The organism is Glutamicibacter soli (assembly GCF_052322135.1).
In the GTDB taxonomy this organism is placed as follows: Bacteria; Actinomycetota; Actinomycetes; order Actinomycetales; family Micrococcaceae; genus Glutamicibacter; species Glutamicibacter soli.
The window spans coordinates 1,963,678-1,979,657 of the sequence record NZ_CM125969.1 but is presented as its reverse complement, the minus strand read 5'-3'; the positions used below and the strand labels follow the sequence as shown (position 1 = coordinate 1,979,657).

General features: G+C 60.0%; 17 protein-coding genes and 2 pseudogenes. 11 read left to right on the top strand and 8 right to left on the bottom strand.

Features of this window, described 5'->3' with window-relative positions; translation table 11 throughout:
• Window positions 1–2: 2 nt before the first annotated feature.
• Window positions 3–963, bottom strand: a pseudogene (locus tag ACTX90_RS09410) (IS481 family transposase).
• A 157-nt stretch (window positions 964–1,120) separates the two neighbouring features.
• A pseudogene (locus tag ACTX90_RS09405) lies at window positions 1,121–1,627 on the bottom strand (transposase); the annotation flags it as partial.
• Window positions 1,628–1,631: 4 nt separating this feature from the next.
• Here ACTX90_RS09405 and ACTX90_RS09400 point away from each other — a divergent pair.
• The 6 genes from ACTX90_RS09400 to ACTX90_RS09375 all read left to right on the top strand — a co-directional run bounded on the left by ACTX90_RS09400 (window position 1,632) and on the right by ACTX90_RS09375 (window position 5,623).
• Window positions 1,632–1,976, top strand: a complete 345-nt coding sequence (locus ACTX90_RS09400; RefSeq protein WP_443441969.1) for a hypothetical protein — start codon at window positions 1,632–1,634, stop codon at window positions 1,974–1,976.
• Between the two features lie 36 nt (window positions 1,977–2,012).
• Window positions 2,013–2,372 (top strand): hypothetical protein, encoded by a 360-nt coding sequence (locus ACTX90_RS09395; RefSeq protein ID WP_443441968.1) that lies wholly within the window; start codon window positions 2,013–2,015, stop codon window positions 2,370–2,372.
• A 569-nt stretch (window positions 2,373–2,941) separates the two neighbouring features.
• Window positions 2,942–3,589, top strand: coding sequence for a hypothetical protein (locus ACTX90_RS09390; protein ID WP_443441967.1), 648 nt, complete (start codon window positions 2,942–2,944; stop codon window positions 3,587–3,589).
• Complete coding sequence (locus tag ACTX90_RS09385; protein ID WP_443441966.1) at window positions 3,474–4,244, top strand: hypothetical protein; 771 nt, start codon at window positions 3,474–3,476, stop codon at window positions 4,242–4,244. Before ACTX90_RS09390 ends, ACTX90_RS09385 begins: the two co-directional genes overlap by 116 nt.
• Before the next feature lie 178 nt (window positions 4,245–4,422).
• On the top strand, window positions 4,423–4,617 hold the full coding sequence (locus tag ACTX90_RS09380) for a hypothetical protein (protein WP_443441965.1): 195 nt from the start codon (window positions 4,423–4,425) through the stop codon (window positions 4,615–4,617).
• Window positions 4,618–4,660: 43 nt separating this feature from the next.
• Complete coding sequence (locus ACTX90_RS09375; protein WP_443441964.1) at window positions 4,661–5,623, top strand: hypothetical protein; 963 nt, start codon at window positions 4,661–4,663, stop codon at window positions 5,621–5,623.
• 93 nt (window positions 5,624–5,716) lie between these two features.
• Here the strand turns inward: ACTX90_RS09375 and istB are convergent, their stop codons facing one another.
• Together istB and istA are read right to left on the bottom strand one after the other, a co-directional pair.
• Window positions 5,717–6,481: an IS21-like element helper ATPase IstB gene (istB, locus tag ACTX90_RS09370; protein ID WP_443441963.1), complete on the bottom strand. Its 765-nt coding sequence runs from the start codon at window positions 6,479–6,481 to the stop codon at window positions 5,717–5,719.
• Entirely contained in the window at window positions 6,478–7,719 is a 1,242-nt protein-coding gene (istA, locus tag ACTX90_RS09365) for an IS21 family transposase (protein WP_443441962.1), read from the bottom strand. The genes istB and istA overlap by 4 nt, the downstream gene beginning before the upstream one ends.
• A 106-nt stretch (window positions 7,720–7,825) precedes the next feature.
• Between istA and ACTX90_RS09360 the strand changes: the two genes are divergently transcribed.
• A complete protein-coding gene (locus ACTX90_RS09360; protein WP_443441961.1) occupies window positions 7,826–8,542 on the top strand; it encodes a hypothetical protein in 717 nt (238 codons plus the stop codon).
• Between the two features lie 88 nt (window positions 8,543–8,630).
• Here ACTX90_RS09360 and ACTX90_RS09355 read toward each other — a convergent pair whose 3' ends face one another.
• Window positions 8,631–10,394: an esterase/lipase family protein gene (locus tag ACTX90_RS09355; protein WP_443441960.1), complete on the bottom strand. Its 1,764-nt coding sequence runs from the start codon at window positions 10,392–10,394 to the stop codon at window positions 8,631–8,633.
• A complete protein-coding gene (locus ACTX90_RS09350) occupies window positions 10,391–11,164 on the bottom strand; it encodes a hypothetical protein (protein WP_443444056.1) in 774 nt (257 codons plus the stop codon). The genes ACTX90_RS09355 and ACTX90_RS09350 overlap by 4 nt, the downstream gene beginning before the upstream one ends.
• 715 nt (window positions 11,165–11,879) lie before the next feature.
• Here ACTX90_RS09350 and ACTX90_RS09345 point away from each other — a divergent pair.
• The 3 genes from ACTX90_RS09345 to ACTX90_RS09335 all read left to right on the top strand — a co-directional run bounded on the left by ACTX90_RS09345 (window position 11,880) and on the right by ACTX90_RS09335 (window position 13,674).
• Entirely contained in the window at window positions 11,880–12,221 is a 342-nt protein-coding gene (locus ACTX90_RS09345) for a helix-turn-helix domain-containing protein (protein WP_443441959.1), read from the top strand.
• 8 nt (window positions 12,222–12,229) lie between these two features.
• Window positions 12,230–13,042: an ImmA/IrrE family metallo-endopeptidase gene (locus tag ACTX90_RS09340; protein ID WP_443444010.1), complete on the top strand. Its 813-nt coding sequence runs from the start codon at window positions 12,230–12,232 to the stop codon at window positions 13,040–13,042.
• Window positions 13,043–13,146: 104 nt separating this feature from the next.
• On the top strand, window positions 13,147–13,674 hold the full coding sequence (locus tag ACTX90_RS09335; protein WP_443441958.1) for a PIN domain-containing protein: 528 nt from the start codon (window positions 13,147–13,149) through the stop codon (window positions 13,672–13,674).
• 44 nt (window positions 13,675–13,718) lie between these two features.
• Here ACTX90_RS09335 and ACTX90_RS09330 read toward each other — a convergent pair whose 3' ends face one another.
• Together ACTX90_RS09330 and ACTX90_RS09325 are read right to left on the bottom strand one after the other, a co-directional pair.
• Entirely contained in the window at window positions 13,719–14,324 is a 606-nt protein-coding gene (locus ACTX90_RS09330) for a hypothetical protein (protein WP_443441957.1), read from the bottom strand.
• 92 nt (window positions 14,325–14,416) lie between these two features.
• Window positions 14,417–15,166, bottom strand: a complete 750-nt coding sequence (locus tag ACTX90_RS09325) for a CHAP domain-containing protein (RefSeq protein WP_443441956.1) — start codon at window positions 15,164–15,166, stop codon at window positions 14,417–14,419.
• Window positions 15,167–15,653: 487 nt separating this feature from the next.
• Here ACTX90_RS09325 and ACTX90_RS09320 point away from each other — a divergent pair, with 487 nt between their 5' ends.
• A complete protein-coding gene (locus ACTX90_RS09320) occupies window positions 15,654–15,962 on the top strand; it encodes a DUF6504 family protein (protein ID WP_231736074.1) in 309 nt (102 codons plus the stop codon).
• The last annotated feature ends 18 nt before the right edge of the window (window positions 15,963–15,980 follow it).

Below are 15,980 nucleotides of genomic sequence, written 5' to 3'. Positions count from 1 at the left end.
TATTACCCACGGAGGTTAAGAACACGATCAGCCGGGGCCAGACCCTTCAGTGCGGTATGTCCTCGACGGTAGTTGTCATAGTCTAACCACCCCTGGAACGCTGCAACCCGCTCGGCCTCCGTGCGGTACGGCCTGGCGTACGCCTATTCCTCCAACATTGTCCGGTTGAACCGCTCCACCTTCCCGTTGGTCTGCGGCCGATAGGGGCGCGTCCGCCGGTGCTTCACCGCGACCCCCCAGCGCGTCCCTGAACGCGTGGGACCGGTAGCATGCCCCGTTATCGGTGAGCACCTGACGCACCGTGATGCCCAGCGAGGCGAAGTAGGCGTTGGCCCGTTCCCAGAACCCGGCCGCGGTTTCCTTCTTCTCATCGGTCAGGATTTCGGTATAGGCCAGGCGCGAGTGGTCATCCACCGCGTTGTGCAGGTAGGCGTAGCCGGGCCTCCGGTTGGCGGCTGTTCGGGTTTTGTTCCGGTTCCCGGCCGCCCGGCCCAGCGTTTGGTGGCCGCCGCCGTCGGGGATCCGCCCGAGTTTCTTGATGTCCACGTGGATCATGTTCCCGGGTGCCTTGTGCTCGTAGCGGCGGATGCACCGGCCGGTAGCCCGGTCCTGGAAGGACAGGCGGGAGCACCCGTACCGGGAGAGGACCTTGTGCACGGTGGAAGGGTGGATGCCCAGGTGGTAGCCGATGCGGGCCGGTCCCCAGCGGCGGTTCACGCGCAGGGCGATGATCCGTCGTTCGGTACGGGTACAGGTGCGCTGCGGGCTAGCGTGTGGCCGGCTGGAGCGGTCGTGCATGCCTGCTTCGCCGTGCTCGCGGTAGCGAGTGGCCCAGCGCTCTGCGGTGCCGGTGGAGACTTGGAAGCGTTCGGCGGCGCGGCGCAGGGACCAGCAGTCCTCGACGATGGAGCGGGCGAGCAGGGTGCGGCCAGTGGGTGTGAGGGTGGCATTAGGATGGGACATGGAGAAGACCTCTGGGTTGTCGTGAATGTTGTCGCAAACACCACTTCACTCAGGGGTCTTCTCTTTGTCATTGAGCCACGCCGTGTGTTCTTAACCTATGTGGGTATTACAACTAGCGGTGCCCGTCGAAGGCCCGGGCGTGCCCCTATGTATTTTGTCAAGCAACTTCCAACACCGGAGCATCGTAAAGCGACCCATCCCGGATCATCGCGAACAACACCGTCAGCCGACGATGGGCCAACGTAATGAGCGCCTGGCTGTGGCGTTTCCCCTGGGCCCGTTTTCGGTCATAGTACGCGTGGCTGGCAGGGTCGAAACGGATCGACGCGAACGCCGAAAGGAACAGCGCCTGTTTCAGGCGCTTGTTGCCTGAATGACTGACGCGCTCGGACTTAATCGAGGTCCCCGACTGCCGGGTGACCGGTGCCAGCCCAGCATAGGACGCGAGCGCGGCAGGGCTAGTGAAGGTCTTGCCGGAGGTCTCGGCAATGAAGATCGAGGCAGTCCTGACGGCGACCCCTGGCATGGACGTCAGGACCGGGCAAAGAGGGTGGGTCTGGCCCATGGTTTCCAGATGGGAGGCTACGTCCGCCCGCTGGGCGTGCAGGACGATCAGCTGCCGGGCCAGGTGCGGAATGGCCAGACCGGCCGAGTCGGTGCCGGTAGTCATGATCGCCGAAGGGATGCTCAGGGGCGATTCGGTGCTGTCCGCCTACCTGTTCGAGCACGGAGTAACCTGGGAGGACCTGTCCGGGGTCGGCGTGGAGGACCCGCGCGCTCGGCTGGCTGAGCTGCTCGAAGCCATCCCCGAAGCCGACCGGGTCGTCATCGTCTCAATCGCCGGCATCCACAACACCGCGCAAAACCCCATCGACTCGCGTGAAATCAAGCTGCGCGGTCGCGAAGGCCGGATCGCTTTCGATGCCGACCCGGAAGAGAACCCGTTCGTCTACGGCGCCACGGTGCGCCATTGGAAGGACTTGGAGACCCGGGCCCGCATGGGCAAGCTGTGAATCCTCAACCCCACCAGCACCACCGGGGACGGAGGCATGATCGCCAAGCTGGGTGTTGACGACTACCTTGCACAGGTGGGCCAGTGGAGCGACCTGATCGCCTTCCTCGTTGACGAACTGCCCAAGCCGCCCGTGCGCGATGCTAACGAAAAGGCTGGCAACTGGCGCTTTGCCAAGGACCGCTGTTCCGCCGAAGAGTGCATCCCGGTAATGAACGGGCCCTGTGGAACCCTCTCGGGCTACGCCTGGGAGGAAAAGGTTGACCTCGGCGGCCGGATCCACGGGTCCGACACCCGGCGCCAGCCCACCGACCATGAAATCCTCAGCGGCAAATTCGACCCCAACATCGGTCTGGATGATGTTGAAGCCATCAGCGCCCGGGTAGAAGTCAGCTGAAAGATCGGCGACCAGGTCGAGACATTTCTGGTTGAGGGCCCGGAGAACTTCCTCGGCTACGCGTCGGCAGAATGGGATAAGCGTGGTGCACGCATTCCCACCAAGTTACTGCGCCACCCCTCGTGGCCACGGCGCGGCGCTAACGGCGAGAAGTGGCTCTCTGCCATGAAGAGCCACCGCATCGAAGATATCGTCGACTCCACCCGCTGGATGCAGATGGGCTAGGTACCGGTGGCCGGCCACGACCCCGTCTTTGTGATCGGCGATCAGGTGGTGGGCGACCCCGACATGGACCGCGAAGGCGCGTTGCCCGGGGTGGACGAGCAGGAACTGCCCGCGGCCGGGCACTACGGCGTCAGCAAGCGGGCGATCGAGGCCGATTGGTCCGAGGAGTCCCATCTGGAGTCGATGCGTCAGGATCTGCGTGATGTCGTCAAGACCTACGTGAGCGACGAGCCGTTTACCAAACGTGAATCCGCCGCCCTTGTTTTGGCTGCGCTGCGACCGGTTCTCCCGCTGCGCCCCGCTCCACTGTGTACCTGTGGGGTCCCAAGGGTGGCGGTAAGTCGATGGCGGCCGAGCGCACCATGGCCTTCTGGGCCAAGAACAGCGGCGACTGGATTGACATGCTGCCAGGCAGCGACAAGGACACCTTCGCCTACCTCGAGAACGCCGTGGCTCGCTCCCCGATCTGGGTCGTGGACGACTTGGCTCCATCCTCGAACAAGCGCCAGGTGGAGATGGAGAACCAGAAGCTGGAGGACATCACCCGCCAGATCTTCAACAACACCACCAAGGGCCGTATGAACGCGGACACGACCAGCCGCAAGGTCAACAAGCCAGTGGCTCAGCTGCTGATCGCCGCAGAGAACGAGCTGACCGTGCCCTCGGTACGTGAACAACTCGTTCCGCTCTGCATCGGCAAGGGCAAGCTTGAACCCGTCCTCGGCGCCAACCGACGCGCTGACCGCGCTGACCGCGCTGACCGCGCTGCACGCGGGAGGAGTTCCGGCACGCTTGACCGTGCACTTGATCCGCTTCGTACGCCACCTGGCTTCCATCGAAGATGGCGGATGGCCTGCGTGGACTGCGAATCTAAACATGAGCGTGAAGCGCAACCAGGAAATCGTGTCCAAGCGCATGAAGGCCAAGGGTGCCTCAGCTGGCTCCATGAAGCGCACCGCCACCTTGGCCGCGGACCTGATCATCGTCTTTGACCTGCTGCGCCAGTTCGCCAGGTTCCTGGGGATGGAGCAGGAGCTCATCGACCTGTTTGGCGCCAACGGGTTGCCGTTGGATCTGACCACTCTGATCCATCACGCCCACGCCGAGAACCAGACCCACGCCCCGGGCGTATCGGTGATCAGTGCACTATCGATGTTGATGCAGATGGGCCGGGCCGATGCGGTGGCGGCTGAAGACCCGCTGCGCCCTCCGATCCTCGACACGGAGGGTCAGTCGGAGACCATGTCCAACATGGCGCTCGGCTGGGTCTCCGGTGGCTCTGGCGGCTCGCTGAAGGGCAATGGGCCGCGCATTGGAACGGTGGTGACGGTCAACGGGGAGCGGACGATCCTCTTCGACCAGCAGACCGCGTTCAAGCAGGCTCAGGATGAATTCCCGGACCTGATCCAGCACGGCCAGAAGCACACCGTGGCCTGGGCATCGGTTTGGGATGAGAAGCTGGCCTCCAATGTGGTGAAGCGGCGGACCAACCAGAGCGGACATAAGCTGACCACCCACCGTGTCAGGGCTGGCAACTCCGGCTACGTCACCGGAGTGCGGGTGGCCGTGGACACCATCCTGAACGGCTCCTGGCGTAGCGACTTCGTCCAGGAGGTGGATGCGGCCAAGGAGCTGGTCGCCGCCTGACAATCTGGGAAGCACCCCCGTACCGAAGCGACATCGGTGCGGGGGTGCTGTTTTGTGCCGGGCACATGAGGGGAGAACAGGGCGAAGAGCCATTGACAGCCAGAGGCGGTGGTGGCTCCATTGGATATCACAGATGTTCCGTCAAGTTGTCCAGACAGGGTAAGCGGAGGTGGCCGAAATGAGCCGGATTGAGCAACATTACATGAATGGCCAGGAGCGCATCGAAATTCGCTGTGGAGACATACTGCATGTCGTTCACTGCGGGGAGGACCCATCGGCGGTGTGGGGCAAAAAAGCTTTCAAAGCCACACCTTTAGATGTCGCCTTCAGGGTGGAAAATCCCCCTCAAGATATACCGGCCCAAGAAGAGTGAGCCTTCGGTGTACACCATTGGTCTGGGCTGAAACGGGGAACAAATGAGTGGGCTCAATGAACATCTCGAGTTGGCAACTCTGCGGATCCGGGACACTGCAAAATGGCTGATCATCAGCCTGGCTGCTGTTGGCGGAGTTTTTGTTGCCGGAATCCAACTCAGCGACATTGGGCTACTTGAGCTTTGGTCGCCAAGATTCTGGGGGGCCATTCTCGGAATTGCCTTTGCCGCCATTGGAGGTGGGATAGCCCTCTGGGGAGCCGTACTGACCCTAGCCTCTGACCACGTTTACCTCAATCATGTCACCGATCAAGACCTCGTTCCGCGCGCCGCGAAAAACGCCACTGCCCACAAGACCGGGGGAGGCGATGCGACAGAGGAAGTTCCACACATTCAAGGTTTCAAGAACGTAGAAGAGCTGAGGAACAAGTACCACGAAGTTCTGGACAAACGGCGCGAGCTGCTGAGACAGAATTCTGGCCTCGACAAGGAGAGCAACAAAACCGAGGGTGAGAACCCGACATCAGGAAAGCAGGGGCAACCTGAGCCTGACGATCAAGACTTCGACTTGGTCGACAATTACGCGGTGTATCTGGACGGGATTGTACGAAATGTCCTTGCCGTGGCGAATTTGAGCAGAGCGAGGCACGTTTGGCGTATATCTGTAACGATGATTGCGTCGGGGGCGGTGGTCGCCTCCTTCGGCATAGCCTTGTTCGCTTATGCATCCAACCCGCCGGCTCCTTCGGCGGGCTCGGTTGTGAACACGTCCAATGTGGTCACTCCACTCTCTGCGAAGCTGCAGCTCAGTGAACAAGGGCGCCAGGCGCTGGGAGATGCCTTGGGCAGTAATTGCGATCTGAACGCGGATCTAACCATCGTCGTCCTCGGGCAAACGGAAGCTGGCCCGGACGTTCTGGCCAACTCTCCGAAGTGCAACCCGGTTCGGCTCATCTTGGACGCTGACTGGGGCATCATCAAAACCACCGTATCGAAGACGCCTTGATATCCGGACAGTAGCTTCCAGCGTTGTCAACGCTAGCTGAAAATTGACCCCCTACCGCCAATCGAAAATTGACCCCTCCCCACCCAATTTCTTCTATGCCTGCTCAGCGTTGCTCAGCAGATCCCGACGGTTCTTCACCCGGTACGAATCACCAGACAACGACAACACCTCCGCATGATGAACCAAACGATCAATCATCGCCGAGGCAACAACATCATCACCAAAGACCTCACCCCACCGGCCAAAAGGCATATTCGAGGTCACCAGCACCGACCCCTGCTCATAGCGATGAGCAATCAGCTGAAACAGCAAATTCGCGGCCTCCGCATCAAACGGCAGGTAACCCACCTCGTCGATGATCAGCAACTTGTACCGCTTTAGGCGCCGCAGCTCATCGTTCAATTTCCCTGCCTGATGCGCTGCGGCCAGTCGTTGCACCCAGCCCGCAGCTGTCTCAAAAAGCGTCGGGTACCCTTGCTGGCAGGCTTTGACGCCCAGCGCGATGCCCAGGTGGGTTTTCCCCACCCCGGGAGGCCCGAGCAGAATCACGTTCTCGGCCTTCGGGATGAACGTGGTCGTGGCCAGATGCGCCAGCACATCACGACGTAGCGAGGGCTGGAAATCACAGTTGAAATCCTCCACCGTCTTCATCGAGGGAAAATGCGCCCCGGCAATCCGCAACGCGGTGCCGCTGGCTTCCCGATCCGCGACCTGACGCTGGAGCACCGCGGCCAGATACTCCTCATGAGACCATCCCTCATCACGCGCTTGATCGGCCAGCTGCTTCCACGTCCTGCGGATCGTGGGCATCTTGATGGCCCTGGCCAAATGCTCAATCGTTGCTTCCAAAGAACTCATTGCGGCTCTCCTAGAAAGTCCTGGCCGTCCAGGCCGAAGATTTTGTCGTAGTCGGATAGTTCGCGTGACTCAACCACCGGTTCGTTCACGTGGCTGGTGGCAGTACGGCGGATCTTGTTGAACGCCGAACGCAGCGTTGCAGCGACCTGCACATGGTCCGGGTCGGTAATGACCTGGTGCTTGGCCCAGCACCGCGGATGATCAGCCACCACCTGCTGATCACAGACCCCGATGACCCGATCCATGGTGAGGGTGAAATCAACAAGCCGGCCAATCATCGAAGGATTCACCGAGTAGTCATTGCGGTCCAGCCTCACGTAGTAGTCCCTGCTCAGCCGCACCCGATGGGTAAACCCGGTGGCTGGCGGCAGCGGCGGCAGGGCCGTCATCGCGGCCAGGTCCGTCGGGAGCCTGTCGAGGGGCCGGCCCTGGATTGAGCGGACCGTGCGCGCATTGGCTTTCGGCAGCCACCCGGACAACTGCTGGTTGAAATCCTGCGGGGAGGTGAACTTCCGTCCCGGGAGGAAGGAGGTTTCAAAGAACTGGTTGTTGCGTTCTGTTTGCCCCTTGAACTCAGGATCCCGCGGCGGGGCCAGGATGATCCTGGTCGCCAGCGTCCCGGCAAACGCCGCGGCGATTTCGGTGACTTTTCCCTTGCCGCCGATGGCTGACTCACAGTCCCAGATCAGTGTTTTGGGAACCGCGCCGGCCTTGTTGATCAAGCTCCACATTCCCGCTGTCAGGTCAGGGCCCTGCCGGCTGGGCAGCATCAGCGCGTCGAGCACCCTGGAATAGGACAGCGTCATCACCAACACCGGCAGCATCATCGACTGCCCGAACCCGACGGGAATACGCGGCTCGGGGAACCAGAGGTCCATTTGCGCTGCGTGACCTGGTTCGTGGACCAGCCGGTCCGCGGGGTCCACGCTGGTGTATTCCGGTCGGATCAGTGCGACCCGGTTCTTCAGGGTGGAGATCGAATTCGTCCATCCGATCCGTTCGGCGATGACGGTTGCCGGCATGCGCGGGTATTCGCGCAGCAGCTTGCGGATCTCCGGTTCAAAGTCGTCGGCGATGGAACCACGCTTCGCCCGCTGGTATTTCGGCGGCTCGGTGGCTGCCAGGGCTGAGCGTACGGTGTTGCGTGCGATGCCAAGGCGCCGCGAGATCTCTTTGATTGGCACGCCTTCTGCTCGATGCAGTCGACGGATCTCTGCCCACTGTTCCACATTGATCACTCCCTCAGAATGACTGTTGAATGGACCGGGTGGGGTCAATTTTCAAAAGTCGTTCAAGGGTCAGTATTCAGTTAGCGTTGACAAGCGTCCCTCGTCATCCGCACACATGAACGACATGACGACGAATCTGAACGAAATCCTGGTCTCCAACCTACCCGAGGGCCAGGTGTCCGCGATGGGTGTAGTCCCAGCCTGCGCTTTCAAGCCATCCACCATCGACGAAGTCTCTTGGGGTCGCTGGCTGACGTCCATGGAGTCAAAGATCGAAGACGTCTGCCTTCACGAGCTTGGAGTATGGATAGAAATCCTCGGCGGCACCGTCCGCTTCACTGCGCTGCTTCTGGATGACGACGGTGACGAGGTCTCCGGTCTCGTTACCGACGCACTGGCGGCCGCGGCAAACGGAAAACTCACTGGGCTTCTGCAACGCGCGCTGGGCTTGCAAGGCTACGCGCCAGGAGGCGACCCACGCCTCATGCCGACCAAATTCCCGGTGGGCGTGACCAACTGGGAGGAACTTCCATACAACTTCCCGAACGCTTCCGAACTTACCGGGCACCAGCGCGAGGCAGTCATCAAGTTGCTTGATGCTGGACTGGTGCTGGCGGAGGACTGGATTCACATATCGGGGTTCGACGAGGTATCGCTGAGCCTGCAGAGCGGATCCTCAGGGGTTCTGACTGCGTTTGTTGGCCTGGACGGGCAGATCCGGTCGGCGGTGGCTGAATCCAGCGATTCAGCAAAGGCCCGCGGATTGGCCCGGCTGGGTCAGAGGCACCCACTGCGGACGAAGCTGGCCGCATTGGGCTTCCAGCTGCCCTGAACTGTGGCTGTGTGGGGCTACAGAGACATTCCGGTCGTGGGTGTCTCTGTAGCCCCACTGCTTCGCTTTCGCCTGGTTAGTGCTGCTCCTATCGATACGCTGTTTTCACGGGGAATAGCTGCGCTGGAGCCTGCTCATCTCCAACGCTGATCGCCACAAAATACGTGCCGTTGTCGGTGCGGTCATACAGTCTGGTGAGTGGGTCTGGGTTGTCTGCCCTTGCCCGCCATATGCCTTCCGTCGGGCCTTGGCAGGATCCGAACCAGTACGGGTACCCCTCAACCCCCTGTGGCCCCGCGCCGCTGCTCGCTGTACAGACCGTGCCGTCATGTAGTACCGCCATGAAGGCTGAGCCTTCGTCCTTGCCAACAGCCGAACTCGAGCTATCTGTGCTCATATCGGTGAGCAAGATTGTCGATTTAGGGAAGACGCACAGCAGTTTGGTTGGATCATTCGGATTGGCAAAACATGGATCCAATATATAGCTCTGGGCAGAGCACCTGAACGAGTCCGAACGTCCGCTCAATCCGGGCCCGAAGCATTCACCATCTGACAAAACCTCATCCGCTTTAAGTAGAGGATCTTCCCCCGGGGGATCTTCCTTCCAGGGGTCGATCGTCACAATGTCTGTCGGGGGAAATCTCGTCTCGATATCCGCAGCGATCAGCACGAACTGCTCGTTAGCCAAGCTCGTTTCGCGCATCAGATTCGAATGGAAGCACGGCCATGCCTCAGTGAAGAGATCCACCGAATTCCGACTGACTTCATCGTAGGTTTTCACCTTCCAGAAGTTGGTGGCAAATCCATCCCGGATGTTGGCAGCCGGCTCCAGGTCGTAGGTACAGGTTGCCTTCTTGGAGTCCGCTGCTCCGTCAATAGCCGAGCCAACGGTGACAACCCCGTCGCCCATGCTGAAAGACTCCTTCTTCTTCCAGCCGAAGAATCCAGTGCCGGCCACATCGAAACGCATGTCCCCGGACAAGGCATGCACCGGAACACCATCGGGCCAATCTGCCAGCTCTTTAAGCTCTGCAGACCCTGAGCGAAGCGCTTTGGCTGCTTCGGAGTCGAATGCAGTCAGCGCTGGTGGGAGCAGATTGAAGCATAACGTACCCGGCTCCAGCATGTTTTGAGAGCTCGCTCTCCCGCAATGCGCCAACCAGGCCCGCAGCAGCACCACCCCTTCACCCGTTAAACCAGGAATAATCGATGCTCCAGTGAGAGCCGTAGCGGCCGCCGCGGCGATCACCGATCCGGTGTTGGGAGTGCCAAAGGTGATGACCTGGCTGACTTTATCGTCCAGTCCGTCTACCTCGGAGAACGCCTGCCGGGTGGCCAAACCGCCCATGGAGTGTCCCACGACAATTACTTTCTGCCCGCTGTTGTCGTGCAAGCAGCTGATGGCCTGGCCCAAGGCTGGGCCAATGTTTTTATCGGTAACCCAGCGCGCCGCATACTGCTGGTAATCGAAGGTGAAGACCGCGGCCCCCGGCAAATCCTGGACGTTGCCGATGAGTGATCGCAACAGCTTCGGCGTACCCCCAGCGCGCTTGGCGGCAAGATCAGGCACTGTTGAGAAGACCCCTTTGCCAGCTACGTTCTTGCTGGTGGAGACCCAACCATGAACGTAGATCACTGGCACATAGAAACCAGCGGCGTTAGGCGCCAGCGTCAGATCGGCTCCGTCGTTCTGGTCATCTGTGTCCAGCACGGGAGCATAGTCCAGACCTGGCACATTGCAGGTCTTCTCCCATTCCTGGGGGACTGCTGTTGCGGTCGCGGCTGGCGCCCCCAGCAAAGTCATGGACAGCGCTAATCCTGACACCGCGGCGATGAGTTTGAGAGCTTTCACTGTTGAACCTCCTGCGCAAACGTGCCGATGATCTTCCATCCATCGTCGGTCTTCACAACCACCACCAGATACTGCTCATCCGGCTGCCCTGGCACACTCATCGTTGCGTTCATCGTGCCGCCGCCAAATCCATCCGGAGCCCAGGTTTTCACCATAGGTGTGACGTCAGATCCGGGAGGCAAAGCTACATCGAAATCAACCTCGCTTGCCAACTCCTCGGAGACCGCCGATGAGGGGTCGGAAGCGACGTTCTCGATTAGCTCAGCTACCTGTCCCGCATCGTCTTCAGGAGCTGAATGTGTCGCCTCAGGAGGGAACCCGACGGCATCCTTCGACGCTCCGAACACCTGCGGAAAGAAGAGTGCCACGGCACCGATGACTAATGCCAAGCACACCCCCACAACGGCTATGACCCATCCCTTTTTCATCCCAAATTCTCCTGACGACGACCCCAGCTTGCGTTCAGTATTGCAGGATGTAGCCGGTGAGTCAGCACCGCGGGTCCATGAGTTGGCGATCGAGGTGAAACTCGAGCGGAAGATGCTGATGTGGCGAGCTGCTGACTTCGCGTGACGCCGCCGGCGAGTAGCAGGTAGGCACTGTTCGAAGGTTTTCAAAAGCAGACGAACCGCTGCGCACCGCGAAAACACGAAAATCCGGTTTGAGAGCGTTTGCGCACACATGCTGCTCTTTGTGAAACGCACGAAGGATGAGAAAGAGAACAAGAGTAGCATGACCCAGAAACGGGTCTTTTTCTTGCCTGAAATCAACGCGAAGTTCCCCTGCTGTACAACCTTGGATTCTGCCGAATTCCCCGGAAAGCATCAAGTCAGTTCGAAATTTTCTGAATCTGGTTCCACTTTTCCACGTTTTTGAAGTGCGGAAGGTATATATACAGATAGAGAGGAAGATAGGAAGATAGGAAGATAGGAAGGCTTCCTGGTCCGGGGTGGGGTAGGCGCGGTAGCGGTAACGTTTGATCATCAGCCCTCATGTGTGCGGCAACCCTGAAGAGTGAAGCGCTACGTTGTGCTGGCACTATCCCTCCCCGCCCTGACGGACGGGGTCTCCTGCGCCGATGATGAACGCTGTGTCTGAGCGTTACCGGGAAGTTTTCGAAGAGGCGGGAGTGGAGCAGGATCGGCTCTCCAAAATCGCGAAATACGTCAAGAAGATACGTCGCGCCATCCCCGGGGACTTCTTAAATGGCAGCGCTTCACCTGATCTTTCAGGCCCGGGCGCCGGTGAGGTCTGGGTTCAGCCCCATACACGCGGGGGACAGTGTCGAAGTTGACGGGTGCTATCGAAAGCTGCCCAAGCGTCAGTAGTCAGCGGACATCTTTTTTCTGACTGTTCGGGGCCACCGTCACGCCTCGATCTACATCACGAGGATTGCCATCTCTGCACAACAATATTCGGCTGCACAAGTGTCTTCGCAAGTGCTGGAAACGGTGTAGAATCAGTTTACTAGGAGAGTGATTCACAATGGCTGATATTGACCGATCGATTGGGCATCGACTGTCGTCCGCGCGTGAAGCCGTCGCGATGAGCCAACGCGACCTGGCAACTTGCTCAGGGGTTTCCCAGTCGACGATCCACCGTATCGAGAGCGGGTTGCGCGCTGCTTCCATCGCTGAGTTATCCACCCTCGCTGACGCGTGCGGAGTGCTGATCGCTGACCTCCAAGGAGCCAACGCGATCGCTGACCAAGTGCTGTGCGCAGGTCGCATGAATGATGCAGGAACTCAGGATCTCGCCAGCTACATGCTCTATGCCTTCGGCGTTGCTCGGCGGCTTGATGAGATGGGGGTAGCTGAGTTCGCGTGAGCAACGAGATGATAGGCCAATGCGCAGCTGATGAGTTCAGGCTTGAGTACGGATTGGGCACCGATCCGATAGAAAATATTGCGCGCCTTATCGAGGTGGAGTTGGGGGCTTGGGTGGCATACGTCAGAACCTCCAACCCGGGCCACGGAATGACAATGCGACTGGGAGATCGCTACCTTATGGCAGTCGGCTGTACGGAGCACCCCCTGAGGCTTAGGTCCACTCTGGCCCACGAAGTGGGACATGTTCGATTAGGAACGGTTGATCGGCCACTAGACCACAGTAATTGGGATGAACGCACTCCGGAGGAGATCCAGGCAGATGCCTTCGCACGGCACCTGCTATTCCCGTTGACGGCAGCCACTGTTGCGGCTAAGGGGCAGGAACCCACAATGGGACTCTTGTCCAATCTCGTTCAGCGATACATGGCATCCCCGCAAATTGTTGCAATCCAACTGCGCACCGTCGGAGCTATCGATGCTGTGACATGCGAGCGTTGGGGTCGAACGACCGGCAGGCAGCTTGCTTCGCAGTTTGGCTGGCATGCTGAATATGAAGCCCACGCCGCTCTTTCCCGTGAGCCGAGAGCTCCACAAGCTCTCTTGGCCCGCGCCGTGGAAGGCTACCGATGGGGGCTCATCAGCGCCGCCACCTTGGCTCGTCTAGATGGAAAATCAGACCCCGCCTCGGTTGCTGATGAACTAAACCAGCATGGCGTTAGACCGATAGATGACTTTGACCTTCCCGCACGTCGCCCAGAAAACTCGGGAGCATCGCTCACGGGGGAAGAGCTTGCGCGGCTCATGAGTGACACAGACTGATGCACATATTGGATACCGGCCCTCTATTCAAATTCCTCACCACTGATTGCGTGCCCCAGCTACTTACTGCATTGGGGCACAATGTAGTGAATATCCCCGCGGCTGTGGAATTCGAGATCTTTGACACGCCGACGAGGCATCGCCAGTTCAAGCGTGCTGCAGAGGTGTGGCCACGATTCCCCGACAGGTTCAAGCAGATCATCTCGGACGAGCCAACCGACGAATTGCGTGGATGTTGTCTCAGCGTCTTCGGCATGGAATTCGATGAGTTGTATGCAACAAGGGCGGACCGTGGAGAAAATATGGCGATCCTTCACGGCGTCCTCTTAGCTCGTAAAGGGAACCACGTTGTTCTGGTCTGCGACGAAGAAGCTGGTACGGCTAAGATCACGCAGCAAGCAAAGGTTCTCGCAATGCAACACGTGCAGGGTCGGCATGTCCCAGGTGGAAAAATTCAGCATGCGAGCACCCTTACCCTCCTTCGCTGGGCTATCGAGTCAAATGCCTTCAAGTCCAAAGACGAGTTCATAAGGAAATACCGAGCGATGTCGGGCCTTGATTCTGCATTGCCGCGCGATGTGAAATCGACTGGGCTCACCGGGAGTCCTCCGTGGCCTCCGGCTCAGACGTGAAGTCAGCTGTAAATAGCCGCGTCAGCCCGCGCCGGCCAGCGTCGCTAGTCCAGTTCGAGGTCACCGCCAGGAACAACCTTGTCCACCAGCCACGAACCGTCCGGCTGCAACAGGGCTACGCCGTCCATCAGCCGGCCGCCATCCTTATACTTGGCGTTGAACTTGACGAAGCCCTGCTCGTAGTCGTCCGTGACGCTCGCTGAGATGAAGGTGTCGGTAGGGGCGAAGTCCACTTCGGTGACACCGAAGCCTGCGTACAGTTCATCGGTGATGTACGGGCGCATGCCCATGAGCCAACTCGCCTTGTCGCCCCCTGGGTTGGCCCAGGCTGCGGCGAACTTGGCCACGACCTTTTCCGGGTTGGTCACCTCTACATCGTGATGCGCTTCGCCGTCGGCCAGCTGCAGCGGACCGTCGGGGTTGAAGGTTTCGGTTGGCGAAGCAGAAGCAGTGGGTGAGGCTGATGGCGACGGTTTTGCCGTGGCGGCAGGTGAGGGAGATTTGCTGGGCTCGTGCTGGATTTGATCTGATAACAGCGTGGCAGTTGCCCGCGGCTCGGAGGACGGATCGCTACTGTCCTGGCCGCCCAGGAATTTCACGCCCAGGAAGATCGCCAGCGGGATCAAGACGACCGCCAGCACCCCCCCCACGAGCGCGGCGTCCTCTCTAATTCAGCTTCGATCATTGTCCTGAGCCATGGTTCCCTTTCGGCAGTAGTCTGGGGCAAGGTGCCCCGGGTTGATTATCCCTGTTCACGTGGGGTTCTGAGCAATCCAGCAGCTTCCGCGCCGTCGGCCTTGTCGGCGTTCTTGGTGTCCTTTTCCTCATCATCGGCATCCTTCCCTCCAGCGAGGGTCTGCTGGCCGTCAGTCTGAACGTCGGCGATGTGGATGTACCCGGAGACGGCGTCTTTGTGCAGAGTCATGGTGGAGTAGCGGGAGCGCTCGCTCTGGCCCAGCACGGTGGAGCCGTAGTACTGCTTCAGGGTTACCATGTCGCCGTCGATCGACTTGACGATCGCCACGTGGCCCATGCCATAGACCGAATAGTACTGGTTTGACTCCCAGGCATCCTGCCAGGCCACCGCCCCCACTGTGGGGGCCATGTCGACTTTGTAGCCTTTCCTCTTCAGCGAATGACCCCAGTACTTGGCACTGCCCTGGCCAGCCATGCCCATTTTGGCCATGGTGAATGGGTAGGGCTGGCCGGGCTCCCAGCCCATCAGCTGGTTCACACGCCATGCGACGAAGGAGACGCACTCGCGCTTGTACAGGCCCCACGGGTCAGCTCCCGGGTCCTGGGAACCCGCACACCAGGAACAGTCTCCCTGCGGGTCGCGGTAAGGGTAGTCGCCATCCCAGGACAGTGTCCCGCCGGTGTTGCTCACTGGGCTGGTCCCGGCCATGCCGCCTCCGGCACAATCGGAGCCGTCGGACTGACCGCCGGTGCCCCCTTCAGTGAACACCGCGTTGTCGCCCTCAATGGTTTTCACGTTCGGGTCCCATGCGGTTGCTCCGCCGGTGCCGCTGCTTCCGAACACTTCCACGTGCAGGTGGTCGTAGTGCAGCGTCGTGTCATTCCAACCGCGCGAAGCCAGGTGCTTGCCGAAGCCGCCCTCCTTGTAGGGCTTCCACCCGGTTTTGGCGCCGAGCCAGATTTGGTTGCGTCAGATGATGTAGTTGACGCCCAGCTGGTCCTTGTTCTGGATAACACTTGGACCAATCACACCTCGCAAATGCCGTGCGATTCTCGTGGAACTGTGGAATTCCCGTCGGACCGAGATGCTCTCAATCCCATGCAATCGATATGGCGCTTCTCCTGGATGAAGCTCCGTGGGCGAGCGCTCCCCTTTGGCTCGATCCGCGTGGGGCCTCCTTATGCACCAACCCAAACTGTCGGCCGGGGTGACTAGTGTAGCTACCGATCGAACACATGTTCGAATAGAATGAATTTGTTGAGTAAGGAGCGCACACGTGGGCATGTTCACCGAGCCGATCGAGGTTACCCGCGCAGCGAACGGAATACCGCTGCGCGTCACCTGGCGAGGGAAAGACTACCGCCTGGTGGCTGAACCCGAACGTTGGTTCGAACGCCGCAAATGGTGGGAGGAGAACATGAGGATCCCGCGTGGACTAGGGGCAGGAGTGGCCGATTATGAGATGTGGCGACTGCAGCTGGCCGATGCCTCGGGCCGTTCGGAGCCGTTCAGCATCGACGTCAGCTTCGATGCGCAGAGCACCCGCTGGCGCCTGGTCCGCCTGCACGAGCAGCATGCCCGTAGCGCGTGAGGCGCCACTCGAATACAT

Bases quoted from the DNA above. Each gene is read 5' to 3' on its own strand.
- ACTX90_RS09390 (WP_443441967.1), top strand. From the start codon at position 2,942: ATGGCGGCCGAGCGCACCATGGCCTTCTGGGCCAAGAACAGCGGCGAC.
- ACTX90_RS09385 (WP_443441966.1), top strand. From the start codon at position 3,474: ATGAGCGTGAAGCGCAACCAGGAAATCGTGTCCAAGCGCATGAAGGCC.
- ACTX90_RS09395 (WP_443441968.1), top strand. From the start codon at position 2,013: ATGATCGCCAAGCTGGGTGTTGACGACTACCTTGCACAGGTGGGCCAG.
- ACTX90_RS09340 (WP_443444010.1), top strand. From the start codon at position 12,230: ATGATAGGCCAATGCGCAGCTGATGAGTTCAGGCTTGAGTACGGATTG.
- ACTX90_RS09380 (WP_443441965.1), top strand. From the start codon at position 4,423: ATGAGCCGGATTGAGCAACATTACATGAATGGCCAGGAGCGCATCGAA.
- ACTX90_RS09375 (WP_443441964.1), top strand. From the start codon at position 4,661: ATGAGTGGGCTCAATGAACATCTCGAGTTGGCAACTCTGCGGATCCGG.
- ACTX90_RS09360 (WP_443441961.1), top strand. From the start codon at position 7,826: ATGAACGACATGACGACGAATCTGAACGAAATCCTGGTCTCCAACCTA.
- ACTX90_RS09400 (WP_443441969.1), top strand. From the start codon at position 1,632: ATGATCGCCGAAGGGATGCTCAGGGGCGATTCGGTGCTGTCCGCCTAC.
- ACTX90_RS09320 (WP_231736074.1), top strand. From the start codon at position 15,654: ATGTTCACCGAGCCGATCGAGGTTACCCGCGCAGCGAACGGAATACCG.
- ACTX90_RS09345 (WP_443441959.1), top strand. From the start codon at position 11,880: ATGGCTGATATTGACCGATCGATTGGGCATCGACTGTCGTCCGCGCGT.
- istB (WP_443441963.1), bottom strand. From the start codon at position 6,481: ATGAGTTCTTTGGAAGCAACGATTGAGCATTTGGCCAGGGCCATCAAG.